Here is a 21,416-nt window from a genome sequence, read left to right as displayed (position 1 = left end):
ACCGTGGGCGGCACACGTCGAGCAGGAGGCACAGTGCAGCGGATCGCGGTCATCGGTGGCGGGACGATGGGGGCCGGCATCGCCGAGGTCAGCGCCCGGGCCGGGTGCGACGTCGTCGTGGTGGAGGCCGACCCGGCGGGTGTCGAGCGGTTCCGCGCGCGGCTGGAGAAGTCGCTGCAGCGTGCGGCCACCTCGGGGCGGATCACCCAGTCCGACGCGGACGCCGCGTTCGCCCGGGTCGACGTCGCCACGGAGCTGGAGGCCACCGCGCAGTCCGAGCTGGTCATCGAGGCCGCACCGGAGATCGAGTCGCTGAAGCTGGACCTGTTCCGCAAGCTCGACGACATCCTGCCGCCGGACGCGCTGCTGGCCTCGAACACGTCCTCCATCCCGCTGGTGAAGATGGCCAGCGTCACCAAGCGCCCGGACAAGGTCGTCGGGGTGCACTTCTTCAACCCCGCGCCGGTGCTGCCGCTGGTGGAGATCGTCGCCAGCCTGCTGACCAGCGACGAGACGCTGGCGACGGTGACGACCTTCGCCGAGGACCAGCTGGGCAAGACCACGATCCGGTCCAAGGACCGCGCCGGGTTCATCGTCAACGCCCTGCTGATCCCCTACGTGCTGTCCGCGATCCGGATGATGGAGTCCGGGTTCGCCTCGGCCGAGGACATCGACGCCGGCATGGTGCAGGGCTGCGCCCACCCGCAGGGCCCACTCGCGCTGGCCGACCTGATCGGCCTGGACACCACGGCCGCCGTCGCGCAGTCGATGTACGAGGAGTTCAAGGAGCCGCTGTTCGCGCCGCCGCCGCTGCTGCTGCGCATGGTCGACGCCGGCCTGCTCGGCCGGAAGACCGGTCGGGGCTTCTTCCCCTACGCGAGGTAGGGCTCAGCCGCCGGAGCCCCCGCCCCCGAGCATCCAGCTGTGCCGGTTGACGGCACCGCGGGCGTCGGCGGGGGCGGCGGGGTCCGCGCTCCGGGCGGTCGCCCCGTCCTGGTCGTACCAGCCGTCCCGACGGCGCCGCAGCCCCCGGACCACCAGGCCCGTCACCAGCACGGTGACGCCGATCAGTGCGATCTCCATGCCCCGACGCTATGGCCGCACCCCGGGACGCGCGCCCCCGTTGGTGCACTGTTCACCTGCCGTGGCAGCAGCCCTCACCGCGGCCCGTCGGTGACGTCGACGGCGATCTCCTCGTGCGCCAGCTGCCCGCGCACGGTGTCCTCGCGGGTCACCCAGTCGGTGCGCAGCCGCACCCGCTCGAGCGGGACACGCTCGACGCCGACGACCGGCTGCTCGCCCCACAGGGTCACCCAGTCGGTGGCCTGGCCCTCGGTCCCCGGCGGGATCGTGCCGCCCGCGGCGGACACCGGGGTCGACGGGAGGTGCTCGACGCGGGCGCGCTGCCGGGTCACCGTCACCGGGACCATGACCTGCTCGGTCACCGTCTCCACCCGCAGGACCGCCCGGCTCCACGGCACCGTGGAGGACCGGACGCTCAGCCGCTCCTCGGACCGCACCGTGCCCGGACCCCGCAGGGCGTCGGGTGCATCGGACCCGGGTGCAGCGGGCCCGCGTGCGGCGGGCTCGGGTGCGTAGTGCTGCCGGAACCGCAGCTCGTCCTCCGGGCTCAGCCGCTGCGAGGCCCGCAGCCGAGGCGCCCCGCGGGTCAGGGCGGGGTCCACGCCCAGCTGCAGGCCGTCGGCGGTCGACCGGTGGTCGGCCAGCGGCACCACGGTGACCGGCTCGTCGTCACCGGCCGCGGCGTGCGCGCCGTCGGCGAGCCCCACCCAGGTGGGCTGGCCGGTGGCGTCGTCGAGCCAGACCGCCCGGACGGTCCCCAGCACACCGCCGTCCCGGTCGGTGGCGGTGGTGCCGACGAGGGAGGCAGGGTCGATGCTCATGCCCTCCTAGGTGCTCGCGGAACGGCCTCGTCACACATCGGCGGCGGTCACGGCTGCAGGACGATCCGGATCGGGTTGCCGGTCTTGTGCGTCAGCCGCTCGATCGCGTCCGCCGCGTCGGTGAGCGGCAGCGTCTCCGACACCGACCGGGCGAAGTCGACGCGGTGGTGCCGGACCAGGTCGACCAGCTCCTGGACGTGCTCGGGCCGGGACCCGTAGTGGCCCTGCACCCGCTGGCCGAAGTAGCTGAACGCGGTGCCGTCGCGCAGGGTCAGCGGCTGCTTGGTCAGCCCGACGAGGGTCAGCGCGCCGCCCACGCCCAGGCACGCCACCGCCTGCTCCCGGACGGCGGCGACCCCGGCGAAGTCGAAGGCGTGCGCCAGCCCGACCCCGCCGGTGGCCGCCCGGACCTGCGCGACCAGGTCGTCGTCGGCGGGGTCCAGGGCGACGTCGGCGCCGAAGGCCAGTGCCCGCTCCCGCGCCTCGGGCACCGGGTCGACGGCGACGATCGGCGCCGCGCCGACCAGCCGGAGCAGTTGCACGCCGTGCGCCCCGAGTCCGCCGACGCCCCACACCCCGACCGGCTGCGCCGGGCGCACCCCCGCGGTGGCGGTGACCGCCGCCCACGGGGTGGAGACGGCGTCGGGCACGATGCAGGCCTGCTCCAGCGGCAGGTCGTCGGGGACGGCGACCAGGGTGTCGGCCCGGGCGACGGCGTACTGCGCCCAGCCGCCGTCGTAGTCCACGCCCCGGGTGAAGACGACGCCGCCGCGGTCCTCGCCGGCCTGCAGCAGCACCCGCTGCTCCGGCACCCAGCCGGTCACGCCCTCGCCCAGCACCGCCACGGTGCCGGCGACCTCGTGGCCCAGGGTCACGGTGTCGCCGGCCAGGAGGAGCGGGCGCAGCTCGCCCTCGACCAGGTGCACGTCGGACAGGCACACGCCGGCGGCACGCACCCGGACCAGCACCTCGCCGGGCCCGGCGGTGGGCGTGGGCACCTCGACGACGGCGAACTCGTGGGTGCCGACGTCGAGGCGGCCGGCGAGCATGGTGGTGGGGACGGTCATGCCCCCGGTGGTGCCCCGCGGGCGACGTCGGGGAAACCGCTGGATCCGGGGCAGGTCCGGGCGTAACGTCCTCCGACCGTGTCTCCCCACCCCGCCAGCGAGACCGCCGACCCCGTGCTCCAGGCCGAGCGCGCCCACCTGGAGCACGCCGCCACCTGCCTGGCCCGGATGCACGTGGCCACCGCCGCCACCGCCGACGCCGGTGTCGACGCCTGGGCCTCGGAGCGGCTCGGCGCGGCCCGGGCGGAGCGGCTGCGCTCCCTGGCCGCCGACCCGGACGCACCCCCGTTCTTCGGCCGCACCGACACCCCGGCGGAGACCTTCCACGTCGGTCGGCGGCACGTCCGGGACGCCGCCGGGGACCCCGTGGTCATCGACTGGCGGGCGCCGATGAGCCGGCCGTTCTACCAGGCCAGCGCCGCGGACCCGCAGGGCCTGACCCGCCGCCGGCGGTTCGGCTTCGCCGACGGCCGGCTGACCTCCTACGAGGACGAGTCGCTCACCGTCGACGACGGCCCGTCGGACGTGCTGCGGCAGGAGATCGAGCGGCCACGGTCGGGCCCGATGCGCGACATCGTGGCCACCATCCAGCCCGACCAGGACGACATCGTCCGGGCCCCGCTGTCCGAGTCGGTCTGCGTGCAGGGCGCCCCGGGCACCGGCAAGACCGCCGTCGGGCTGCACCGCGCGGCCTACCTGCTGTACACGCACGGCGAGCAGCTGGCCCGCACCGGCGTCCTCGTCGTCGGGCCCAACCGGGCGTTCCTGCGCTACATCGAGCAGGTGCTGCCCGCCCTGGGCGAGGTGGAGGTCGACCAGGCCACGGTGGGCACGCTGACCGACCGGGTGCCGGTGCGGGCGCAGGACGAGCCCGCGGTCGCCGTCCTCAAGGGCGACCCGCGGCTGGCCGACGTGCTGCACCGGGCGGTGTGGCGCCGGGTGGTCAAGCCGGTCGACTCCGTCCAGGTCCCGCTGTCGGGACGGCGGTACCGGGTCCCGGTCGAGCGGCTCAAGCGCCTGGTGGACGACCTGCGCCGGGCCGAGGTCAGCTACGGCGCCGGCCGGGAGCGGCTGGCCATGACCCTGGCCGAGGACGCCCGCCGGCAGAAGGAGGAGGCCGGCGGCAGCCCCACCGATGCCGAGACGCGGGCCTGCGCCCGGTCGGCCGAGGCCCGGGCGTTCTGCGAGGCGCACTGGCCGGCCCTGGACCCGGCGGCCGTGGTCGCCGAGCTGCTCACCGACCCGGCCGCGCTGGCCCGCGCCGCCCGCGGTCTGCTGAGCGAGGAGGAGCAGGTGCTGCTGCAGCGCCCGGCGGCCCGGTCGGTGCGGGCCACCCGCTGGACACCGGCCGACGCGGTGCTCGTCGACGAGGTCGCCGGTCTGCTGGAGCGGACGCCGGGCTACGGGCACGTCGTCGTCGACGAGGCGCAGGACCTGTCCCCCATGCAGTGCCGGGTGGTCGCCCGACGGCTGGCCGCCGGCTCGCTGACCGTGCTCGGCGACCTGGCCCAGGCCACCAGCCCGTGGTCGGTGGCCGACTGGACGCAGACGCTGACCGCGCTGGGCCGCCCGGACACCGCCGTCCGGCCGCTGACCCGTGGCTACCGGGTGCCCGCGGAGGTGCTGGAGTTCGCCAACCGGCTGCTGCCGACGCTGGTGCCCGGGCTCGCGCCGGCCACCGCGGTCCGCTCCGAGCCCGGGTCCCTGCAGCTGCGGTCGGTCACGTCGATGACCGGGCCGGTGGCCGGGGTCGTGGCACAGGTCGGGGAGGGCTCGGTCGGGGTGGTCTGCGCCGACGCTGCGGTGCCTGAGCTGGTCGCGGCCCTGCGGACCGAGGGGCTCGAGGTCGGCGCACTGGTCGACGACGGCGACGAGCCGGGCCGGGTGGTCGTCGTGCCGGCGACGCTGGTGAAGGGCCTGGAGTTCGACCACGTCGTCGTCGTCGACCCGGCTGCGATCGTCGCCGCCGAGCCCCGTGGCCTGCACCGCCTCTACGTGGCGCTGACCCGCGCGGTGAGCAGCCTGGTGGTGCTGCACCGCGGCGACCTGCCCGAGCTGCTCGCCTGAGGCAACCGCCCGTCGAGTGCGGAGCCAGGCCGGTCACGTCGGCCCGATGACCGGTACCACTCCGCACTCGACGACGGTCGGGCCGCGGAAACTAGGCTCCGGCCATGGCCGACTCCCTCCGTGACGCGCTGCGTGCGCCGTCCGCCCCCGTGGCCCTGGCCGACATCGACCCGCGCGGCAAGCCGCACGCGCCCGGGGACAAGGACGCGACCAAGGAGCAGATGGCCGCCGACGGCGCCGAGCTGGCGGCGCTGCAGGAGCGCCTCTACGCCGAGGGCGTCAGCGGTGGGAGCCGCCGGGTGCTGCTGGTGCTGCAGGGCATGGACACCAGCGGCAAGGGCGGCGTCATCGAGCACGTCGTCGGTGCGGTGAACCCGCAGGGCGTGTCGATCACCAGCTTCAAGAAGCCCACCCCGGAGGAGCTGCGGCACGGCTTCCTCTGGCGGGTGCGCCGCGCGGTCCCGGCGCCGGGCATGGTCGGTGTCTTCGACCGCTCGCACTACGAGGACGTGCTGATCGGCCGGGTCCGGTCGCTGGCCACCCCGGCGGTCGTCGAGCGCCGGTACAAGGAGATCGTCCGGTTCGAGGACCAGCTGGCCGCCTCCGGTGTCACGGTGGTCAAGTGCATGCTGCACATCTCCCGCTGGGAGCAGAAGCAGCGCCTGCTGGCCCGCCTGGACGACTCCACCAAGCGCTGGAAGTTCAACCCCGGAGACATCGACGAGCGCGCGCTGTGGCCGGAGTACGAGCAGGCCTACGAGGCGGCGATCGAGCGCACCAGCACCGAGGCCAACCCCTGGTACGTCGTCCCCAGTGACCGGAAGTGGTACCGCAACTGGGCCATCGGCCGCCTCCTGCTGGAGACGATGACCGACCTGGCCCCGCGGTTCCCGGCCGCCGACTACGACGTCGACGCCCAGCGGGACCGGCTGATCGACGAGGCCGACTGACCCCGCACCGGCGATCGGACCCGGTCCGGTCGTCGGTGCAGGTCACGGCCGGGTGACGGCAGTTGTGGATCGGGGTGTTCTCTGATCGACTGGACGTCAGCAGTGGTCGAGGGCACGGAGGCCCCATGCGCGTGGCCCGCAAGCTGGGCACCCTGGCGAAGCTCGTGGTGGCCCTCGTCGTCTCCGGGGTGCTCGTCGCTGCCGGGCTGTTCCCGTTGGTCGGTGGGTCGGCGCTGGTCGCGCAGGACTCCGCCTCGCTGCTGGACGCGTTGCCCGTCGAGCTGACCGACGCCACGCTCGCCGGCAACACGGTGATGGTGGCCGCGAACGGCGAGCCGATCACCGGCTTCTACGACGAGAACCGGGCCCCGGTCGCCGCCGAGGCCATCGGCGAGGTCATGAAGCAGGCCATGGTGGCCATCGAGGACGCCCGCTTCTACGGCCACAACGGCCTGGACGTGCAGGGCACGCTGCGCGCGTTGGCCCGCAACCTGGCCTCCGGCGAGGTCGAGGAGGGCGGTTCGACGCTCACCCAGCAGCTGGTCAAGCAGACCCTGCTGCAGACCGCGGACACCCCCGAGGAGGCCGCGGCAGCCACCGAGCAGACGCTGGCCCGCAAGCTCCGGGAGGCCCGGCTGGCCCTCGCCCTGGAGGAGACCTACTCCAAGGACGAGATCCTCACCCGCTACCTGAACATCGTGTACTTCGGGCAGAACAGCTACGGCGTGCAGGCCGCCGCCCGCACCTACTTCTCCGTCGACGCGGCCGCGCTGACCCTGCCCCAGGCGGCGATGCTGGCCGGTCTCGCGCAGAGCCCCACCAGCGACGACCCGACCATCGCCCCCGACGCCGCCACCGTCCGGCGCGACCAGGTGCTGGACCGGATGCGCGACCAGGGCATGGTCACCGCCGAGGAGGCCGCCGCCGCGCAGGCCGCCCCGCTGGGCCTGGTCCTGGGGCCGGCCCCGCCGCGGGGGTGCGTGCAGGCCAGCGTCGGGCCCTTCGTCTGCGACTTCGTGCAGCGCTACCTGACCCAGACCCTGGGGATCACCCAGCAGCAGCTCGAGCACGGCGGCCTCACCATCCAGACCACGCTGGACCCCGAGCTGCAGCGTGCCGGGGACGCCGCGGTGCTGGAGACGCTGCCCATGGGCGACTCGCTGGCCGGTATGTTCACCGCCGTCCAGCCGGGCACCGGGCACCTGCTGGCGATGAGCGTGAACCGGGTGTTCGGCTACGACGTCAACGACCCGGCGCAGGAGTCCTACAACCTCAACGTCGCGGCCAGCCAGGGCTCCGGCTCGACCTACAAGGTCTTCACCGCGGCCGCCGCGCTGGCCCGGCAGTACTCCGCCTACTACACGCTGACGACGTCGGACCCCTACGTCTCGCGGGTCTACCGGGACGGCAGCGAGCCCTACGACGTCCGCAACGCCGGGCGGTACGGCCGGACGCTGGACCTGTCGACGGCGCTCTACCAGTCCTCCAACACCTACTTCCTGGCCCTGGAGGACGCCCTGGGCAGCGTCGAGGAGCCGGTGCGCATGGCCGAGGCGGCCGGGCTGTTCCAGTTCAGCCGCCCCGGGTTGGCCCAGCAGGTCATCGACGAGAACCGCGGCTCGTTCACCTTCGGTGCCGAGGAGACCAGCCCGCTGGGGCTGGCCAGCGCCTACTCGACCTTCGCCGCCAGCGGCACCCGCTGCCTGGTCACGCCGGTCACCGCGGTGCTGGACCGCAACGGCCAGCCGCTGCTCGGCGAGGGCGGGCAGCCCCTGGTGACGGGCGACCAGTGCACGCCGGAGGCGATCCCGTCGGGCGTCGCCACCACGATGAACCAGATCCTGCGCCGTGACGTCGAACCGGGGAACCCGGGGCAGACCGGTTCCCGCGCCTGGATCCCCGGGCACCAGATCGCCGGCAAGACCGGGACGTCGCAGGACAACTTCTCCGCGGCGTTCGTCGGCTACACCCCCGAGATCACCGCCAGCGTGATGGTGCTCAACCCCAAGCAGAACGAGGACGGCGGCGGGTTCGGCGGCAACAAGCCGGCCACCATCTGGCGCGCGGCGATGGCGCCGGTCCTGGAGGCGCGGGGGAGCAGCGACTTCCCGCCCGCCGACCCTGCGGTGATGAACGGCAACACCAGGCCGGTGCCCGGCTGCCGGTCGGTGGGTGCCTGCCAGTCGGCGCTGGCGGGGGCCGGCTTCGTGCCCCAGGTGGTGCGCAGCGAGAGCAGCACACCGTCGGGCACGCTGTTGGGCACCAGCCCGCCGGCCGGGGGTCGTGCCGTCGTCGGCCAGGTCGTGACGATCCTGGTCAGCAACGGGGCCGACTACCGGCCCCCTGCTCCCGCACCGCCGCCACCGCCGGCCGTGCCCGTCCCGGTGCCGCCGACGAACTGAGCCCCCGGTGTCGTTCAGGCCCGCTGCGCGTGGGCCAGGGCGAGGCGCTCGTCCAGGGCCTGGGTGAGCAGCCAGCCGGCGATCACCACCAGGTGCAGCAGGAACAGCCAGAGCCCCAGGGCGACGACGCCGCCGACGACGTCGAGCCCGCCGAACGGCGCCCCGATCGACAGCGGCAGCCGCAGGAAGAGCACGAAGCCCTGCAGGAACCCGGCCAGGGACGCCGCGGTGAAGAACGCCCCGACCAGGACCGCCTGCCAGCGCAGCATGCCGGCCGCGACGAACCGGAAACCCCAGACCAGTGGCCCGACCAGCGCGAAGAGCACCGAGTAGAACCCCAGCGCCACCCCGCCCAGCCCGGCCCAGAACCCGCCCTCGGCCTGCAGGTCGGCCAGCACCGGGACCACCAGCAGCACCGGGTACAGCAGGAAGGGCGACACCAGCAGCAGCGGGACGACGGCCAACCGTCCGCGCCAGCCGGTGTAGGTGTCCCGCTCGTCGGTGAAGCGCAGCAGGGCCCGGCGCAGACCCTCGCCGTAGAAGGTCATCGGCAGCAGTGCCAGCAGCCCGCCCAGCAGCGTCATCGTGGTGCCGGCCTCGGCCAGCCGGGCCAGCGCGTCCGGTGCACCCAGCTGCGAGGGCAGCACACCGCCCAGGGTGTCCAGCTGGTCGCGGACCCAGCCGGCACCGGCGAGCAGCGAGGTCAGCGCCATCGCCAGCAGCAGCAGCGGGACCACCGAGATGCCCGCGTAGAACGTCAGCCCGGCCGCGATGAGCGACAGGTCGCGGCCCTGCAGGCCGCGGCGCACCGAGCGCATCAGGAACCGGGACTCCGACCGCCAGCGGGCGTGCCAGGACGGGCGGTCGGTCATCCCCTCCACTCCACCACCCCGCGGGGCGGCGCGCCCGGCGAGGCGGGTCAGCCGGTGACGACCTCGCCGGAAAAGCCGGTCACCTCGACCGAGCCGTCCGCCGACACCGCCACGGTGACGTCGTCCGCCCCGACCCGCAGGCCCTCCACCCGCACGGCGCCCAACGGCGCCGGACGCAGCGGACGGACGACGAGCCGCCCGGCCGGGACGTCGGGGCGCAGGCCCAGCACCGCGGTCAGCACGGCCACGGCGGCGGCCGCCGACCAGGCCTGCGGCCGGCAGGACGCCGGGTAGGCCAGCGCCCGCCGGACGACGTCGGACCCGTCCCCGGAGAACAGCTCGGGCAGCCGCCAGTCGAAGGACTCCCCGGCCGCCAGCACCCCGCGGGCCAGGGAGCCGGCGACGGCGTCGTGACCCTCCCGCGCCAGGCCGGTCAGCGCGATCGCGGTGTCGTGCGGCCACACCGAGCCGCAGTGGTAGGTCAGCGGGCCGTAGCCGCCGGCCGTGGTCGCCATGGTGCGCAGCCCGAACCCGGAGTCCATCGCCGGGGACCCGACCCGGGCGGCCACCTCGGCGGACTCGGCAGCGGTGAGCAGGCCGGTGCCCAGCAGGTGGGCGATGTTGGACGTGGGGGCGTCGACGGCGGTCTTGCTGCCGTCCAGCGCGATGGCGGGGTAGCGGCCCTCGTCGTCGGCGACCCAGAAGGCGCCGCGGAACCGCTCGGCCAGCTCGGCGGCCCAGGTCCGCCAGCGCTCGGCGCCGGGTCGTCCGAACGCCTCCAGCAGGGCGGCCCCGGCCAGCGCTGCCTCGTGGGCGTAGCCCTGCGCCTCGCACAGCGCGATCGGCCCGTCGGCGACGGTGCCGTCCACGAAGCGCACCGAGTCCGCGCTGTCCTTCCAGCCCTGGTTGGCCAGTCCCGCGCCCGAGCGGTCCAGGTACTCCAGGAACCCGTCGCCGTCCGGGTCGCCGTCGGTGGCCAGCCACCCCAGCGCGCGCTCCAGCGGGTCCAGCAGCTCGGTGACGACGGCGGGGTCCAGGCCCCAGCGCCAGGCGTCGTGCAGCAGGCAGACCCACAGCGGGGTGGCGTCCACGGTGCCGAAGTAGACCGGGGGCAGGAACGGGGTGGTGCCCTCCTCGGCGACGGGCGGGCGCCGGATCTCGTGCAGGATCTTGCCCGGCTCCTCCCCGGTCGCGTCGTCCCGGCGGGTGCCCTGCCGGGCGGCCAGCGTGCGCAGCGTGCCGGCGGCCAGGTCGGTGCCCAGCGGCAGCAGCAGCCGTGCCGTCCACAGGCTGTCGCGGCCGAACAGGGTGAGGTACCAGGGGGCGCCGGCGGCGGCGAAGACGTCGTCGGGGTCGGTGGTGGTGGCCATCCGCAGCCCGGCCAGGTCCTCGAGGGACTGCGCCACCAGCACCGCCAGCCGGGAGTCGTCGGCGGTGACCCGCGGGGTGGACCAGCTGCGCGGCGTGCGGGGGGCGGCGGTGACGCCGCCGGGGTCGGTCACGGTGACCGTCCAGGTCAGCTCCACGGCCTCCCGCGGGGGGACGACGACCGACCAGGTCAGCCGGCCCACGTCGCCGCCGGCCTGCAGGCCGGGCACCGCCACGCTGACGCCGCGGCCGGACCAGCCGTCCTCGCCCGGGGGCAGCAGCGGGCGCAGGTGCCCGCTCTTGACCTCCTCGACGGTGGCCAGGTCGGTGCCCAGGGTCAGCACCACCTCGGCGGCCACCGGCTCCGCCGCGGTGGAGACCAGCCGCAGGGTCTCGGTGAGCCCGTCGGCAGCGAGCCGGCGGACGGTCTCCAGGCGGACGGTGGGGTCCGGGCCGGGGTCGCCCAGACCGCGGACGACGGCCACGTGCGTGCTGGTCCCGGGGCCGGTGCTGCCCCCGCCGATGCCGTCGGGACGCCGCCCGGCGACGGTCACCCCGACCACCGACAGCGCCCGGACGTCGCCGCAGAACACGCCCTCGGCGCCCCGGCCGCGGACCGCGCCGTCCCGGCCGCCGAGCACCGTCACCGGGGCGAGCAGGCAGACGTCGAGCTCGTGGACCAGGGGCTGCAGACCGGCCGCCGAGGCGTCGGGGGCGGGGGTCGGGGTGCGGTCGGTCGTCTCGGTCGGCGTCACGGGTCGACCCTCTCTCATCGGTGGTGCCGGTGCTCTCAGCGGGTTGGAACGGTCCAACCTCGGACGATCCCGGGCCGGATCCGCGGTCGTCCCGTGCCCAGGGTGGCGACTTGACAGGCACGTTGACCCGGCGCAGTGTGCCTGCCATCACCTTGATCGGTCCAATCCTGGGCCGGTCCGCACCGGAGGAGGGCGACGTGCAGGACGACGGCACCGACCGCCCCACCCTGGCCAGCGTCGCGGCCCTGGCCCAGGTCTCCAAGCAGACCGTGAGCAACGTGCTCAACGCCCCGCACCTGGTCAGCGGCGCCACACTCGAGCGGGTCCAGGCCGTCATCGACGAGGTCGGGTACCGCCCGCTGCGGGCAGCCCAGCAGATGCGCAGCCACCGCTCCCAGCTCATCGCCATGCGCATCGAACCGGTCCGCGAGGCCTTCGGCGGCAGCGTGCTCGACCAGTTCCTGCACGCGCTGACCCGCAGCGCCGAGGAGTCCGGTCAACGCCTGGTCCTCTTCACCGCCGACGACGCCGAGGCCGAGGTGGGCGCCTACGACGAGCTCGTCGCCTCCTTCGCCGTCGACGCCTTCGTGCTCACCGGCACCTCCCACGGCGACCCCCGCACCGCCTGGCTGCGCCGCCGCCGGCTGCCGGTGGCCAGCTTCGGCCGGCCCTGGGACGACCCGGACGGCCGCAGCTGGGTCGACGTCGACGGCGCCGCCGGCACCCGTGCCGCCGTCGAGCACCTGCTGGCCCAGGGCCACACCCGGATCGCCTGGCTCGGCTGGCCCGCGGGCTCGGGCACCGGCGATGACCGGCGGGCCGGCTGGGTGGACGCCATGTCCTCGGCCGGCCTGCCCGTCGCCGGCCTGGAGGCCGGGCTGCCCGACGACCTCGCCGTCGCCCAGGCCACCGCGCTGGGGCTCGTCGCCGCCCGCGGGGTCACCGCCCTGGTCTGCGCCAGCGACTCGCTGGCCCTCGGCGCCCTCGGTGCGGTGCGCGAGCTGGGCCGCCGGCCCGGCAGCGATGTCGCCGTCGTGGGCTTCGACGACAGCCCGGTGGCCGCGGCCCTCGGTCTCACCTCGGTGGCCCAGCCCGTCGTCGCGGCGGCCGCGGCCTGCATCGACCTGCTGCGCGGCCAGCTGGACCCCGGCCCGCCCGGGTCGCCGGCCGTCGACCAGCCGGTGCTGCTGCCCCCGCGCCTGGTGGTCCGGGCGTCCTCCGACCGGGGCGCCGACCCCGCGGCGGCAGCGACCAGCCTGCCCTTCCCGCCGTCCCCCTGAACCGCCCCGCACCCGCACCACCCGACCGCCGGCACCGACGCCGCGGTCGCCCGCAGAGGAGGAACCCCGAGTGAGACACCCCATCCGCCGGTCCGCGCAGGCGCTCGTCGCCGTCGCCACGCTGTCCCTGGCCGCCGCCTGCGGTGGCGGTGGCTTCGACGACACCGCCGAGCAGCAGGAGTCGGGCAGCGCCTCGCTCACCATGCTCATCGCCAGCTCCGGTGACGCCGAGACCCAGGCCGTGCAGGCCCAGGTCGACGCCTACGAGCAGGAGTCCGGCAACACCGTGGACGTGCAGGTGGCCGCGGACCTGCAGCAGGAGCTGGCCCAGGGCTTCGCCGGTGGCAACCCGCCGGACGTCTTCTACCTCGACGCCACCCGCCTCGCCGACCAGGCCGACGCCGGGAACCTGTTCCCCTACGGCGACCAGATCGACGACCTGGACGACTTCTACCCCAATCTGGTGGACACCTTCACCTACCAGGACGAGGTCTACTGCGCGCCCAAGGACTTCTCCACCCTGGCGCTGGAGATCAACGACGCCTCCTGGGCGGCCGCCGGCCTCACCGAGGCCGACCACCCGACCACCTGGGAGGAGCTGTCCACGGTCGCCCAGACGCTGACCACCGGCGGGCAGACCGGACTGGTCATCGGCGACACCCGTGACCGGGTCGGGGCGTTCATGACCCAGGCCGGCGGCTGGTTCGTCGACGAGGACGGCACCGAGGTCACCACCGACAGCCCGGAGAACCTCGAGGCGCTGGAGTACGTCCAGTCCAACCTGGCCGCCGGCTCCTTCGCCTACCCGGGCGCCGTCGACGCGGGCTGGGGCGGCGAGGCCTTCGGCACCGGGAAGGCCGCGATGACCATCGAGGGCAACTGGCTGGTCGGCGCCATGGCCGCGGACTACCCCGACGTCGGCTACACCGTCGTCCCGCTGCCCGAGGGCCCGGCCGGCCCGGGCACGCTGTCCTTCACCCAGTGCCTCGGCGTGGCCGCGGACAGCGACGCGCAGGACGCCGCCGTCGACCTGGCCACCTTCCTCACCAGCCCGGACGCGATGACCGCACAGACCCAGGACACCGGCGTGCTGCCCTCCCGCCAGTCGCTGGCCGACGCCTACCTCGAGCAGTTCCCCGAGCGGCAGGCCTACATCGACGGCGCCGAGTACGCCCAGGGCCCGGTCAGCGCCCCCGGCGTCGAGCAGGTGCTGATCGACTTCGACAGCCAGCTCAGCGGCCTGGCCACCGGCGACCCGCAGGCGGTCCTGGAGTCCACCCAGACCAACCTCGAGCAGGCGATCGGCGGATGACCGCCGTCCCGGCTCCCGCGGGGGGCCTCGGCAACGCCCCGGCGCGGGGGCCGGGCGGCGTCGTCGCGCCACGTCCCACCCGGTCCCGGGGCTCGTCCCGGGCCGGGCAGGGCCGTGCTGCCTGGGCCTTCACCGGCCCCGGTCTGGTGCTCATCGGCCTCTTCGTGCTGGTCCCGATCCTGATGGCCTTCTGGGTCAGCCTCACCGACTGGCGCGGGCGTGGGTCACCGTTCTCCTCGGCCGTCGGGTTCGTCGGCCTGGACAACTACGCCACGATCCTCACCGAGCCCGGCCTGCCCCGGCAGGACTTCATGACCGCGCTGCGCAACAACGGCTGGTACGTGCTGCTGGTCGTCCCGCTGCAGACCGCCATCGCGCTCGGCCTGGCCGTCGTCCTCAACAGCCGGATCCGGGCCAAGAGCTTCTTCCGGACGGCGTTCTACTTCCCCACCGTGACCAGCTCGGTCGCGATCAGCCTGGTCTTCATCTTCCTGTTCACCGGCGGTGGTGCCGTCAACGGCCTGCTCGGGCTGGTCGGCATCGACGGCCCCAACTGGTTCAGCGACAGCCGCGGCCTGGTGCACCTGCTCGGTGACGGCGTCGGCCTGTGGGACGCCGGCAACCCGCCCGCGGCCCTCACCGACGGCGGTCCGCTGGGCCTGTCCTGGTGGGACTGGCTGTCCGGGCCCTCCATCGCGCTGGCCGCGCTGATCGTCCTGGTCGTCTGGACGTCGGCCGGTGGCTACATGCTGATGTTCCTGGCCGCTCTGCAGGACGTGCCCAAGGACGTGCAGGAGGCCGCCGTCATGGACGGCGCGAACCCCTGGCAGCGCTTCCGGGCCGTCACCCTGCCCGCACTGAAGCCGACGCTGTTCCTGGTGATCACGCTGGGCCTGATCGGCACCTGGCAGGTGTTCGACCAGGTGTACCTGATCAGCCAGGGCAACCCGGCCAAGACCACGCTCACCCCGGCGTACCTGAGCTACACCTCGGCGTTCGAGACCGGGCAGTGGGGCCGGGCCGCGGCGATGTCGTTCGTGCTCTTCGCGATCATCATCGTGCTGACCTCGGTGCAGCGCTTCGTCATGCGCGACAAGGACGCGATCGCGGAGAAGAAGGCGGCCCGCGCCGTCGCCCGCCGGTCGCCGTCGAAGACCACCTTCTTCCACGCCGGTCAGTGAGGCAGCCGTGACCACCACGCTCGAAGCCCCCGTCGAGACCCCGGCGCCGGCGCCCCGCCGGTCCGGGGGGCGGCCGCTGCGCCAGGTGGGCCGGTTCCTGGCCTACGTCGTCCTGGTCTTCTTCTCCATCGTCTACCTGTACCCGTTCCTGATCCAGATCGTGACGTCGTTCAAGACCAACAGCGACGCCACGAACTCCCCGCTGACGCTGCTGCCCGACCCGGTGACGACGGCGGCCTTCAGCCGACTGCTGGAGACCGACTTCACCCTGTGGGCGTTCAACTCGGTGTGGGTGTCGGTGCTGGTCACCGGCCTGCGGGTGTTCCTGGACTCCCTCGCCGGCTACGCACTGGCCCGGCTGCGGTTCCGCGGCCGGTCGGCGGTGTTCACCGCGATCCTGGCCGTGATGGCCGTGCCCAGCGTCGTGCTGCTGATCCCGAAGTTCCTGGTGCTCAACCAGCTCGGCATCTACGACACCCCGGTGGCGTTGTTCCTGCCCCTGGTCGCCGACGCCGCCGGCATCTTCATCATGAAGCAGTTCTTCGAGTCGGTCCCGGCGTCGATCGAGGAGGCCGCCCGGATCGACGGCGCCGGCACCTTCCGGGTGTTCTGGTCCGTCGTGCTGCCGATGGCCCGCCCGGCCCTCATCACCCTGACGATCCTGAGCTTCCAGGCGTCCTGGAACGAGCTGCCGCACTTCATCGTGGCGTCCCAGGACCGCGACCTCTACACGCTGACCAAGGGCGTCGCGACGCTCACCACCGGCCAGCTGGGCTCGGGCAACCAGTTCCCGCTCACCCTGGGCGCGGCGCTGCTGATGACCATCCCGGTGGCGGTCGTGTTCTTCGTCTTCCAGCGCTACTTCGTCGCCGGCGCCAACGAGGGCGGCGTGAAGGGCTGACGCCGCAGGGGGCGGGGTCAGTCGGCGTGGACCAGGAGGCCGCGGATGGTCTCGCCGGCGGCCTGGTCGGCGAAGCCCTGGGTGAGCTGGTCCAGGGAGTACCGGCGGGTCACCAGCCGGTCGAGCTCGAGCTTCCCCTCGGCGGCCAGGCGCAGCAGCATCGGGACGTCGCGGTGGGCGTTGCAGCTGCCGAACAGCGCGCCCTGCACCCGGTGCTCGAAGACGGTGAGCCCGTTGCCCTGCAGCGCGACGGTGACGTCGGAGCCGATGTCGGCCAGCGCGGTGAGCACCAGGGTGGCGCCCTTGCCCAGGCAGCGGGCGGCGGCGCGGGTGGTGTCGGCGTCGGTGGCGCCCACGGCGAGGACGACGACGTCCGCGCCGTTGCCCCGGGTGAGCTCCCGGGCCAGCGTGGCCGCGGCCCCGGTGTCCTCGACGGCGTGCGTGGCCCCGACGGACCGTGCGAAGTCACGCCGAAAGGCGACCGGGTCGACGGCGACGACGTGCGAGGCACCGGCGTGCACCGCGCCCTGGACGGCGTTGACCCCGACCCCGCCGCAGCCCACGACGACGACGGTGTCCCCGGGCCGGGTGCCGCCGGCGTAGACCGCCGAGCCCCAGCCGGTGGGCACGCTGCAGGCCATCAGCGCGGCGGTGTCCAGGGCGACCCAGGGGTCCAGCCGGATGACCGAGGCCTCGGACAGCAGCGAGTGGCGGGCGAACGCGCCCACCATGCAGAACCCGCCCAGCGGCTCGCCGTCCAGCCGGAAGGGCCAGGTGCCGGTGGGCAGCTGCCCGGTGGCGATGGTGGCGCCCAGGTCGCACAGGTTGGACCGGCCCGACGCGCACCACCGGCACACCCCGCAGGCCGGCAGGAAGCTGGCGACGACGTGGTCCCCGGGGGCGACGCGGCGCACGCCCGGGCCCACGGCGAGCACGACGCCGGACCCCTCGTGGCCGCCGACGACCGGGTACCGCCCGCCGGGGTTGGAGTGCCGCAGGTGCTCGTCGGAGTGGCAGAGCCCCGCGTAGGCCATCTCGACCAGCACCTCGCCCGGGCCGGGGTCGCCGACCTCCAGGGTCACGAGCTCGTACTGGTCACCGGCACCGCGCAGCACTGCGCCCGTCGTCTCCACGTCAGGTGTCTAACAGGTGCCGCGCCGCCGCGTACCCGCCCAGGCCGCTGACCGCGCCGCCCCGGACGGTGCCGCCGCTGGAGGCCGCGACCACCCGGGGGTGGGCGGTCGCCGCGCCCCAGGTGCCGGCCGGCTGGGCGTCGGTGCCGACCGGCCAGGCCAGGTCGCCGTGGAAGATGTGCCCGCCCGGCATGGCGAGGGAGGCCTCGACGTCCAGCGGGGAGGCGGCCTGCAGGCAGGGCCGGCCGTCGGCGTCGCGGGCCAGGCAGTCCGCCAGCGGCTCGTCGAGCTGGGCGTCCAGCTGCGCGACGACCCGGCGCACCGCCTCCTCCCGGGTGCCGACGGGGTCGGCGCGGAACAGATCGGCGGGGGTGTGCAGGCCGAACACGGTCAGCGTGTGCAGCCCGGTGTCGCCCACGATGCCCGGGTCGGTCAGCGAGTGGCAGTACACCTCGAACGGGACGACGTCGGGCAGTGCCCCGGTCGCGGCCCGGGCGTACGCCGCGTCGATCTGGGACGCCGCCTCGTCGACGTGGCAGGTGCCGCCGAACGCCACCGCCGGGTCCAGGCCCGAGCGCGTCCGGGGCAACCGGGTCAGCACCATGTTGATCTTGAGCTGGGCGCCGACGGGCCGGGGGCCGGCCGTCGCGCCGGTGAGCTCGTCGAGCACGGCGGGCGCGCACCCGGCGACGACGTGCCCGGCGTCCGCGGCGTGCGCCGTCCCGTCGTCGTCGGTCCAGTGCACGGTGGCCCCGTCGTCCCGGGTCTCGACGGCGGTGACGGTGGCCCGGGTGACCAGCTCGGCGCCGGCCCGCCGGGCCGAGTCCGCCATCGCCCCGCTGACCGCGCCCATCCCACCGACCGGCACCCGCCACAGGCCCGTGCCGTTGCCGACCAGGTGGTACAGGAAGCAGCGGCCGGCGAGGCCGTCGGCGGCGTGCACGTCGGCGAACGTGCCGATCAGCCCGTCGGTGAGCGCGATGCCGCGGGTGACGTCGTGGTCCAGGTGGTCGGCGACGACGTCGGCCAGCGGCCGGTCGACCAGGTCCCGGTAGAGCCCCGGGTCGCGCAGCCGGGCCTCCAGCTGCGCCGCGCTGGGCAGCGGCTCGACCAGGGTGGGGGAGAGGTCCTCGGCGAGCTCGGCCAGCCGGCCGTAGAAGCGCTGCCAGCCGTCCCACTCGGCGTCCGAGCCGGTCAGCGCCCGGAAGGACTCCGCCGTCGCGCGGCCGGGGTCCCGCTCGACCACCAGGGCCCGACCGCCCAGCAGCGTGGCGGAGCTGACCGCGCGGTCGGCCAGGGCCAGGTCCAGGCCCAGGTCGGCGCAGATCCGGTCGGGCAGGAGGCTGACCAGGTAGGAGTACGCCGACAGTCGGACGTCGACGCCGGGGAACACCCGCTCGCTGACCGCCGCGCCGCCCAGGCCGGCCCGCCGCTCCAGGACCAGCACCGAGCGTCCGGCCCGGGCCAGGTAGGCCGCGGCGACCAGGCCGTTGTGCCCGCCCCCGACCACGACGACGTCGTACCTGCTGCTGGTCCCGGGCGGAAGGGTCACGCCAGCTCCTTCTCGTAGTAGCGGGACCACTCGTCGGGCTCGTCCCGGTAGTGGCCGAAGGCCTCGATCGGGCGGTACCCGGACCGCTCGTACAGCGCGATCGCCTCGTGCTGCAGCGGCCCCGTCTCCAGGCGGAGCGTGCCCCAGCCGCGCTCGCGGGCGACGTCCTCGAGGCCGGTGAGCACCAGCCGGGACAGCCCACGCCCGCGTGCTGGAGGTGCCACGTACATCCGCTTGAGCTCGGCGACGCCGGGCTCCAGCGGCCGCAGCGCGCCGCAGCCGACCGGGGTCCCGTCCTCCTCGGTCAGCAGCAGGACCACGGCGACGTCCTCGGCGGTCGGTGGGGTGCCGGACTCCCCTCGCCCGTCGTAGCGGTCCCGCAGCTCTGCCTGCTGGGCGTCGGAGAGGGCCTGGACCCGGGGGTCGGACCACGTGGTCGGGGAGAGCGTCGGCACGCCGGTCATCCTGCCCGCTGGACGTCCTGCAGCAGGCCCCACACGAACCGGGTGCGGACGCCGCGTGGCAGGTGCAGCTCGTCCCGGGTGGGCACCTCGGCGTCGACGACGGTGGCGCCCTCGACGGCGCCGACGTCGTCCACGACGTGTTCCCAGACGCGCAGGTCGTCCACCGTGGCCGGCGGCACCGTCGAGCCGGGCGCCCGGACCAGCTGGGTGCGCAGCACCTGACCGTCGGGGCCCGCGACGACCTCCCAGCGCAACTGCGGCCACAGCGGCAGCGGCCACCGCCGGACGAGCAGGGGCAGGTCGCCCCAGGCGCTGGCGGTCTCCTCCTCCGGGGGGCCGAGGACGGCGGTGAACGCCGCGCCGCCGCGGGGTCCGCCCGGTGCGTGCTGGAGGGCCTGCCACCGGGTGTGCGCGGCGTGCGCCTGGGCCCGGGTGGCCTCCACTCGGGGGAGCGCGTCGGCCACCAGGTCGGGTCGGAGGTCGCTCATCCGGCGTAGCAGGACCAGGCAGAACTCGCGGCGTGCCAGTCCCCGCACGGAGTCAGCTCCTCACCCGTTGTGAGCGTGTCCACACGACGCGCATGAAGATGTCCACAAAAGCACCCCCGCCGGTTGTCATGACTACGTGACCGACCTACGGTCGGCCAGTCCGGACGGATTCATCCGTCGCCCTCCCTGGGTGACACCGACCGGACGCCGCCGAACCGCACGCCCCTCGCGCACCACACCGGAACACCGTCCGACCCCCGGGTCGGGCACCGAGGAGCAGCGGACCGGGGACCCACCGCAGCACTGGGGTGAAGCACTCCCGACCCACCCAGGGTCGGACGTGCCGGGCGACCTTCCCGTCCGAATCCGTCAGCTAACCCGGTAGGCGGCTCGTTGGAAGAAAGGACCACCCGCCTCACATGGCGAGTTCGAGCATGCCCGCGCGCCGTCCCGCCCTCCGCGGACGTCGCGCAGCGATCACCCTCTTCGCCGCCGCCGGGGTCGTCCTGACCTCCACGCCGGCGCTGGCCGCCCCCGACGCGCCGGCCACCACCGAGTCCGCCCCGGCGAGCGAGCCCACCACCGCCGCCGAGGCCGCCCAGCTCATCGCCGCCAAGGGCCACGAGCTCGAGGTCGTCACCGAGGACTTCAACACCGCCCGCGAGGAACTGGCCGCCGACCAGGCCGCCGCCGCGCAGGCCGCCACCGACGCCGCCGCCGCGCAGCAGGCCTACTCCGGGGCCCAGCAGTCGGTCACCTCGGTGGCCCGCACCGCCTACACCGGCGGCAACCAGCTCAGCTCGCTGCAGGCGATGCTGACCAGCGGATCCGCCGGTGAGTTCGTCGACCAGATGACCACGCTGGACCAGCTCTCCGCGCACAGCACCGAGGTGCTCGACGCCGCCCAGTCCGCCAACGACTCCGCCGCCGCCGCGCAGCAGACCGCCGAGCAGACCGCTGCCGACGCGCAGGCCCAGCTGGACAGCGTCACCGCCCAGCAGGCCGCGCTGAACAGCCAGATCGCCGACTACCAGGCGCAGTACTCCGCGCTGTCGGCCGCCGAGCAGCAGGCCGCCCAGGCGGCGGCCGCAGCCGCGGCAGCGGCCGCCCCGGCTGCCACCAGCAGCTCCTCGTCGTCGGCGTCGTCTTCCTCCTCGTCGTCGTCGTCGAGCCGATCGGCGCCCGCCTCCGAGGAGGCGTCCGGCGGCTCGACCGTGGTCGCCAACAGCGCTGCCGCCCAGATCGCCGTCGACACGGCGATGGCCCAGCGCGGCGACCCGTACGTGTGGGCCGCCTCCGGGCCGAACAGCTTCGACTGCTCGGGTCTGGTGCAGTACGCCTACGCCGCGGCCGGCATCTCGCTGCCGCACTCCAGCCGCATGCAGGCCTCGATGGGCCAGGCCGTCTCCCGCGCCGACCTGCAGCCCGGTGACCTGATCGCCTTCTACAGCCCGGTCAGCCACATCGGCATCTACATCGGCAACGGCCAGATGGTGCACGCGCCCACCTCGGGCGACGTCGTCAAGGTCGCCAGCATCGACACCATGGGCAGCATCACCGCCATGCGTCGCCTCGCCGGCTGACCCACCCGCTGCACCACGACGCCCCGGACACCGCCTGGTGTCCGGGGCGTCGTGCTGTCGGGGGCCTCGTGCTGTCCGGCGCCTCGTGCTGTCCGGGACACCCCGGCGGGAGGTCGGTCACACCCGGGGACCCGGAG

Annotated in this window: 18 protein-coding genes and 1 riboswitch; of the genes, 9 read left to right on the top strand and 9 right to left on the bottom strand. The window is 74.7% G+C overall.

The annotated features are described in order from the left end of the window. The first annotated feature begins 33 nt into the window (after window positions 1-33). Entirely contained in the window at window positions 34-885 is an 852-nt protein-coding gene (locus tag AC0IVP_RS07730) for a 3-hydroxybutyryl-CoA dehydrogenase (protein ID WP_471755687.1), read from the top strand. Between the two features lie 3 nt (window positions 886-888). Here AC0IVP_RS07730 and AC0IVP_RS07725 read toward each other — a convergent pair whose 3' ends face one another. The 3 genes from AC0IVP_RS07725 to AC0IVP_RS07715 form a co-directional block, all read right to left on the bottom strand. After that, window positions 889-1,083 carry a hypothetical protein gene (locus AC0IVP_RS07725; protein WP_471755685.1) on the bottom strand — a complete coding sequence of 65 codons (195 nt, stop codon included), beginning with the start codon at window positions 1,081-1,083 and terminating at the stop codon, window positions 889-891. A gap of 74 nt (window positions 1,084-1,157) precedes the next feature. Continuing rightward, window positions 1,158-1,904 (bottom strand): PRC and DUF2382 domain-containing protein, encoded by a 747-nt coding sequence (locus tag AC0IVP_RS07720; protein WP_471755683.1) that lies wholly within the window; start codon window positions 1,902-1,904, stop codon window positions 1,158-1,160. A gap of 47 nt (window positions 1,905-1,951) precedes the next feature. Continuing rightward, window positions 1,952-2,971 carry a zinc-binding dehydrogenase gene (locus AC0IVP_RS07715; protein ID WP_200939178.1) on the bottom strand — a complete coding sequence of 340 codons (1,020 nt, stop codon included), beginning with the start codon at window positions 2,969-2,971 and terminating at the stop codon, window positions 1,952-1,954. Window positions 2,972-3,049: 78 nt separating this feature from the next. Between AC0IVP_RS07715 and AC0IVP_RS07710 the strand changes: the two genes are divergently transcribed. From AC0IVP_RS07710 to AC0IVP_RS07700, 3 genes are all read left to right on the top strand, one after another. Continuing rightward, the gene (locus AC0IVP_RS07710; protein ID WP_056300656.1) at window positions 3,050-5,038 is read left to right on the top strand and encodes a HelD family protein; all 1,989 of its coding nucleotides are present in this window, start codon (window positions 3,050-3,052) and stop codon (window positions 5,036-5,038) included. 104 nt (window positions 5,039-5,142) lie between these two features. After that, window positions 5,143-5,988, top strand: a complete 846-nt coding sequence (locus tag AC0IVP_RS07705; protein ID WP_056300642.1) for a PPK2 family polyphosphate kinase — start codon at window positions 5,143-5,145, stop codon at window positions 5,986-5,988. Between the two features lie 125 nt (window positions 5,989-6,113). Continuing rightward, window positions 6,114-8,390, top strand: coding sequence for a penicillin-binding protein (locus tag AC0IVP_RS07700; RefSeq protein WP_471755681.1), 2,277 nt, complete (start codon window positions 6,114-6,116; stop codon window positions 8,388-8,390). Between the two features lie 14 nt (window positions 8,391-8,404). Here the strand turns inward: AC0IVP_RS07700 and AC0IVP_RS07695 are convergent, their stop codons facing one another. Beyond that, complete coding sequence (locus AC0IVP_RS07695) at window positions 8,405-9,262, bottom strand: YhjD/YihY/BrkB family envelope integrity protein (protein ID WP_471755679.1); 858 nt, start codon at window positions 9,260-9,262, stop codon at window positions 8,405-8,407. 47 nt (window positions 9,263-9,309) lie between these two features. Beyond that, window positions 9,310-11,385 (bottom strand): glycogen debranching N-terminal domain-containing protein, encoded by a 2,076-nt coding sequence (locus tag AC0IVP_RS07690; protein ID WP_471755677.1) that lies wholly within the window; start codon window positions 11,383-11,385, stop codon window positions 9,310-9,312. Between the two features lie 197 nt (window positions 11,386-11,582). On the opposite strand from AC0IVP_RS07690, the gene AC0IVP_RS07685 reads away from it, so the two are divergent. The 4 genes from AC0IVP_RS07685 (at window position 11,583) to AC0IVP_RS07670 (ending at window position 16,059) form a co-directional block, all read left to right on the top strand. Continuing rightward, the gene (locus AC0IVP_RS07685; RefSeq protein WP_056300637.1) at window positions 11,583-12,665 is read left to right on the top strand and encodes a LacI family DNA-binding transcriptional regulator; all 1,083 of its coding nucleotides are present in this window, start codon (window positions 11,583-11,585) and stop codon (window positions 12,663-12,665) included. A gap of 70 nt (window positions 12,666-12,735) precedes the next feature. After that, window positions 12,736-13,977, top strand: a complete 1,242-nt coding sequence (locus tag AC0IVP_RS07680; RefSeq protein ID WP_056300633.1) for a sugar ABC transporter substrate-binding protein — start codon at window positions 12,736-12,738, stop codon at window positions 13,975-13,977. Continuing rightward, the gene (locus tag AC0IVP_RS07675) at window positions 13,974-15,158 is read left to right on the top strand and encodes a carbohydrate ABC transporter permease (RefSeq protein ID WP_471755675.1); all 1,185 of its coding nucleotides are present in this window, start codon (window positions 13,974-13,976) and stop codon (window positions 15,156-15,158) included. Before AC0IVP_RS07680 ends, AC0IVP_RS07675 begins: the two co-directional genes overlap by 4 nt. Before the next feature lie 7 nt (window positions 15,159-15,165). After that, window positions 15,166-16,059, top strand: a complete 894-nt coding sequence (locus AC0IVP_RS07670; RefSeq protein ID WP_056300631.1) for a carbohydrate ABC transporter permease — start codon at window positions 15,166-15,168, stop codon at window positions 16,057-16,059. A 17-nt stretch (window positions 16,060-16,076) separates the two neighbouring features. Here AC0IVP_RS07670 and AC0IVP_RS07665 read toward each other — a convergent pair whose 3' ends face one another. The 4 genes from AC0IVP_RS07665 to AC0IVP_RS07650 are packed head-to-tail and all read right to left on the bottom strand — an operon-like array spanning window position 16,077 to window position 19,744. After that, on the bottom strand, window positions 16,077-17,192 hold the full coding sequence (locus AC0IVP_RS07665) for an NDMA-dependent alcohol dehydrogenase (RefSeq protein WP_471755673.1): 1,116 nt from the start codon (window positions 17,190-17,192) through the stop codon (window positions 16,077-16,079). Between the two features lies 1 nt (window position 17,193). Then, window positions 17,194-18,744, bottom strand: coding sequence for a phytoene desaturase family protein (locus AC0IVP_RS07660; RefSeq protein WP_471755671.1), 1,551 nt, complete (start codon window positions 18,742-18,744; stop codon window positions 17,194-17,196). Continuing rightward, window positions 18,741-19,208, bottom strand: coding sequence for a GNAT family N-acetyltransferase (locus AC0IVP_RS07655; protein ID WP_056300623.1), 468 nt, complete (start codon window positions 19,206-19,208; stop codon window positions 18,741-18,743). Before AC0IVP_RS07655 ends, AC0IVP_RS07660 begins: the two co-directional genes overlap by 4 nt. After that, window positions 19,205-19,744, bottom strand: coding sequence for a hypothetical protein (locus tag AC0IVP_RS07650; protein WP_056300620.1), 540 nt, complete (start codon window positions 19,742-19,744; stop codon window positions 19,205-19,207). Before AC0IVP_RS07650 ends, AC0IVP_RS07655 begins: the two co-directional genes overlap by 4 nt. A gap of 209 nt (window positions 19,745-19,953) precedes the next feature. Further along, window positions 19,954-20,100, top strand: a riboswitch (cyclic di-AMP (ydaO/yuaA leader). A gap of 15 nt (window positions 20,101-20,115) precedes the next feature. Here AC0IVP_RS07650 and AC0IVP_RS07645 point away from each other — a divergent pair. Continuing rightward, window positions 20,116-21,279: a C40 family peptidase gene (locus AC0IVP_RS07645; RefSeq protein ID WP_471755669.1), complete on the top strand. Its 1,164-nt coding sequence runs from the start codon at window positions 20,116-20,118 to the stop codon at window positions 21,277-21,279. Window positions 21,280-21,416 lie beyond the last annotated feature (137 nt).

It is taken from the genome of Klenkia sp. AC732 (genome assembly GCF_979256525.1).
Note: the sequence above shows the minus strand (reverse complement) of the source record. Positions and strands in the feature narration are given on the sequence as shown.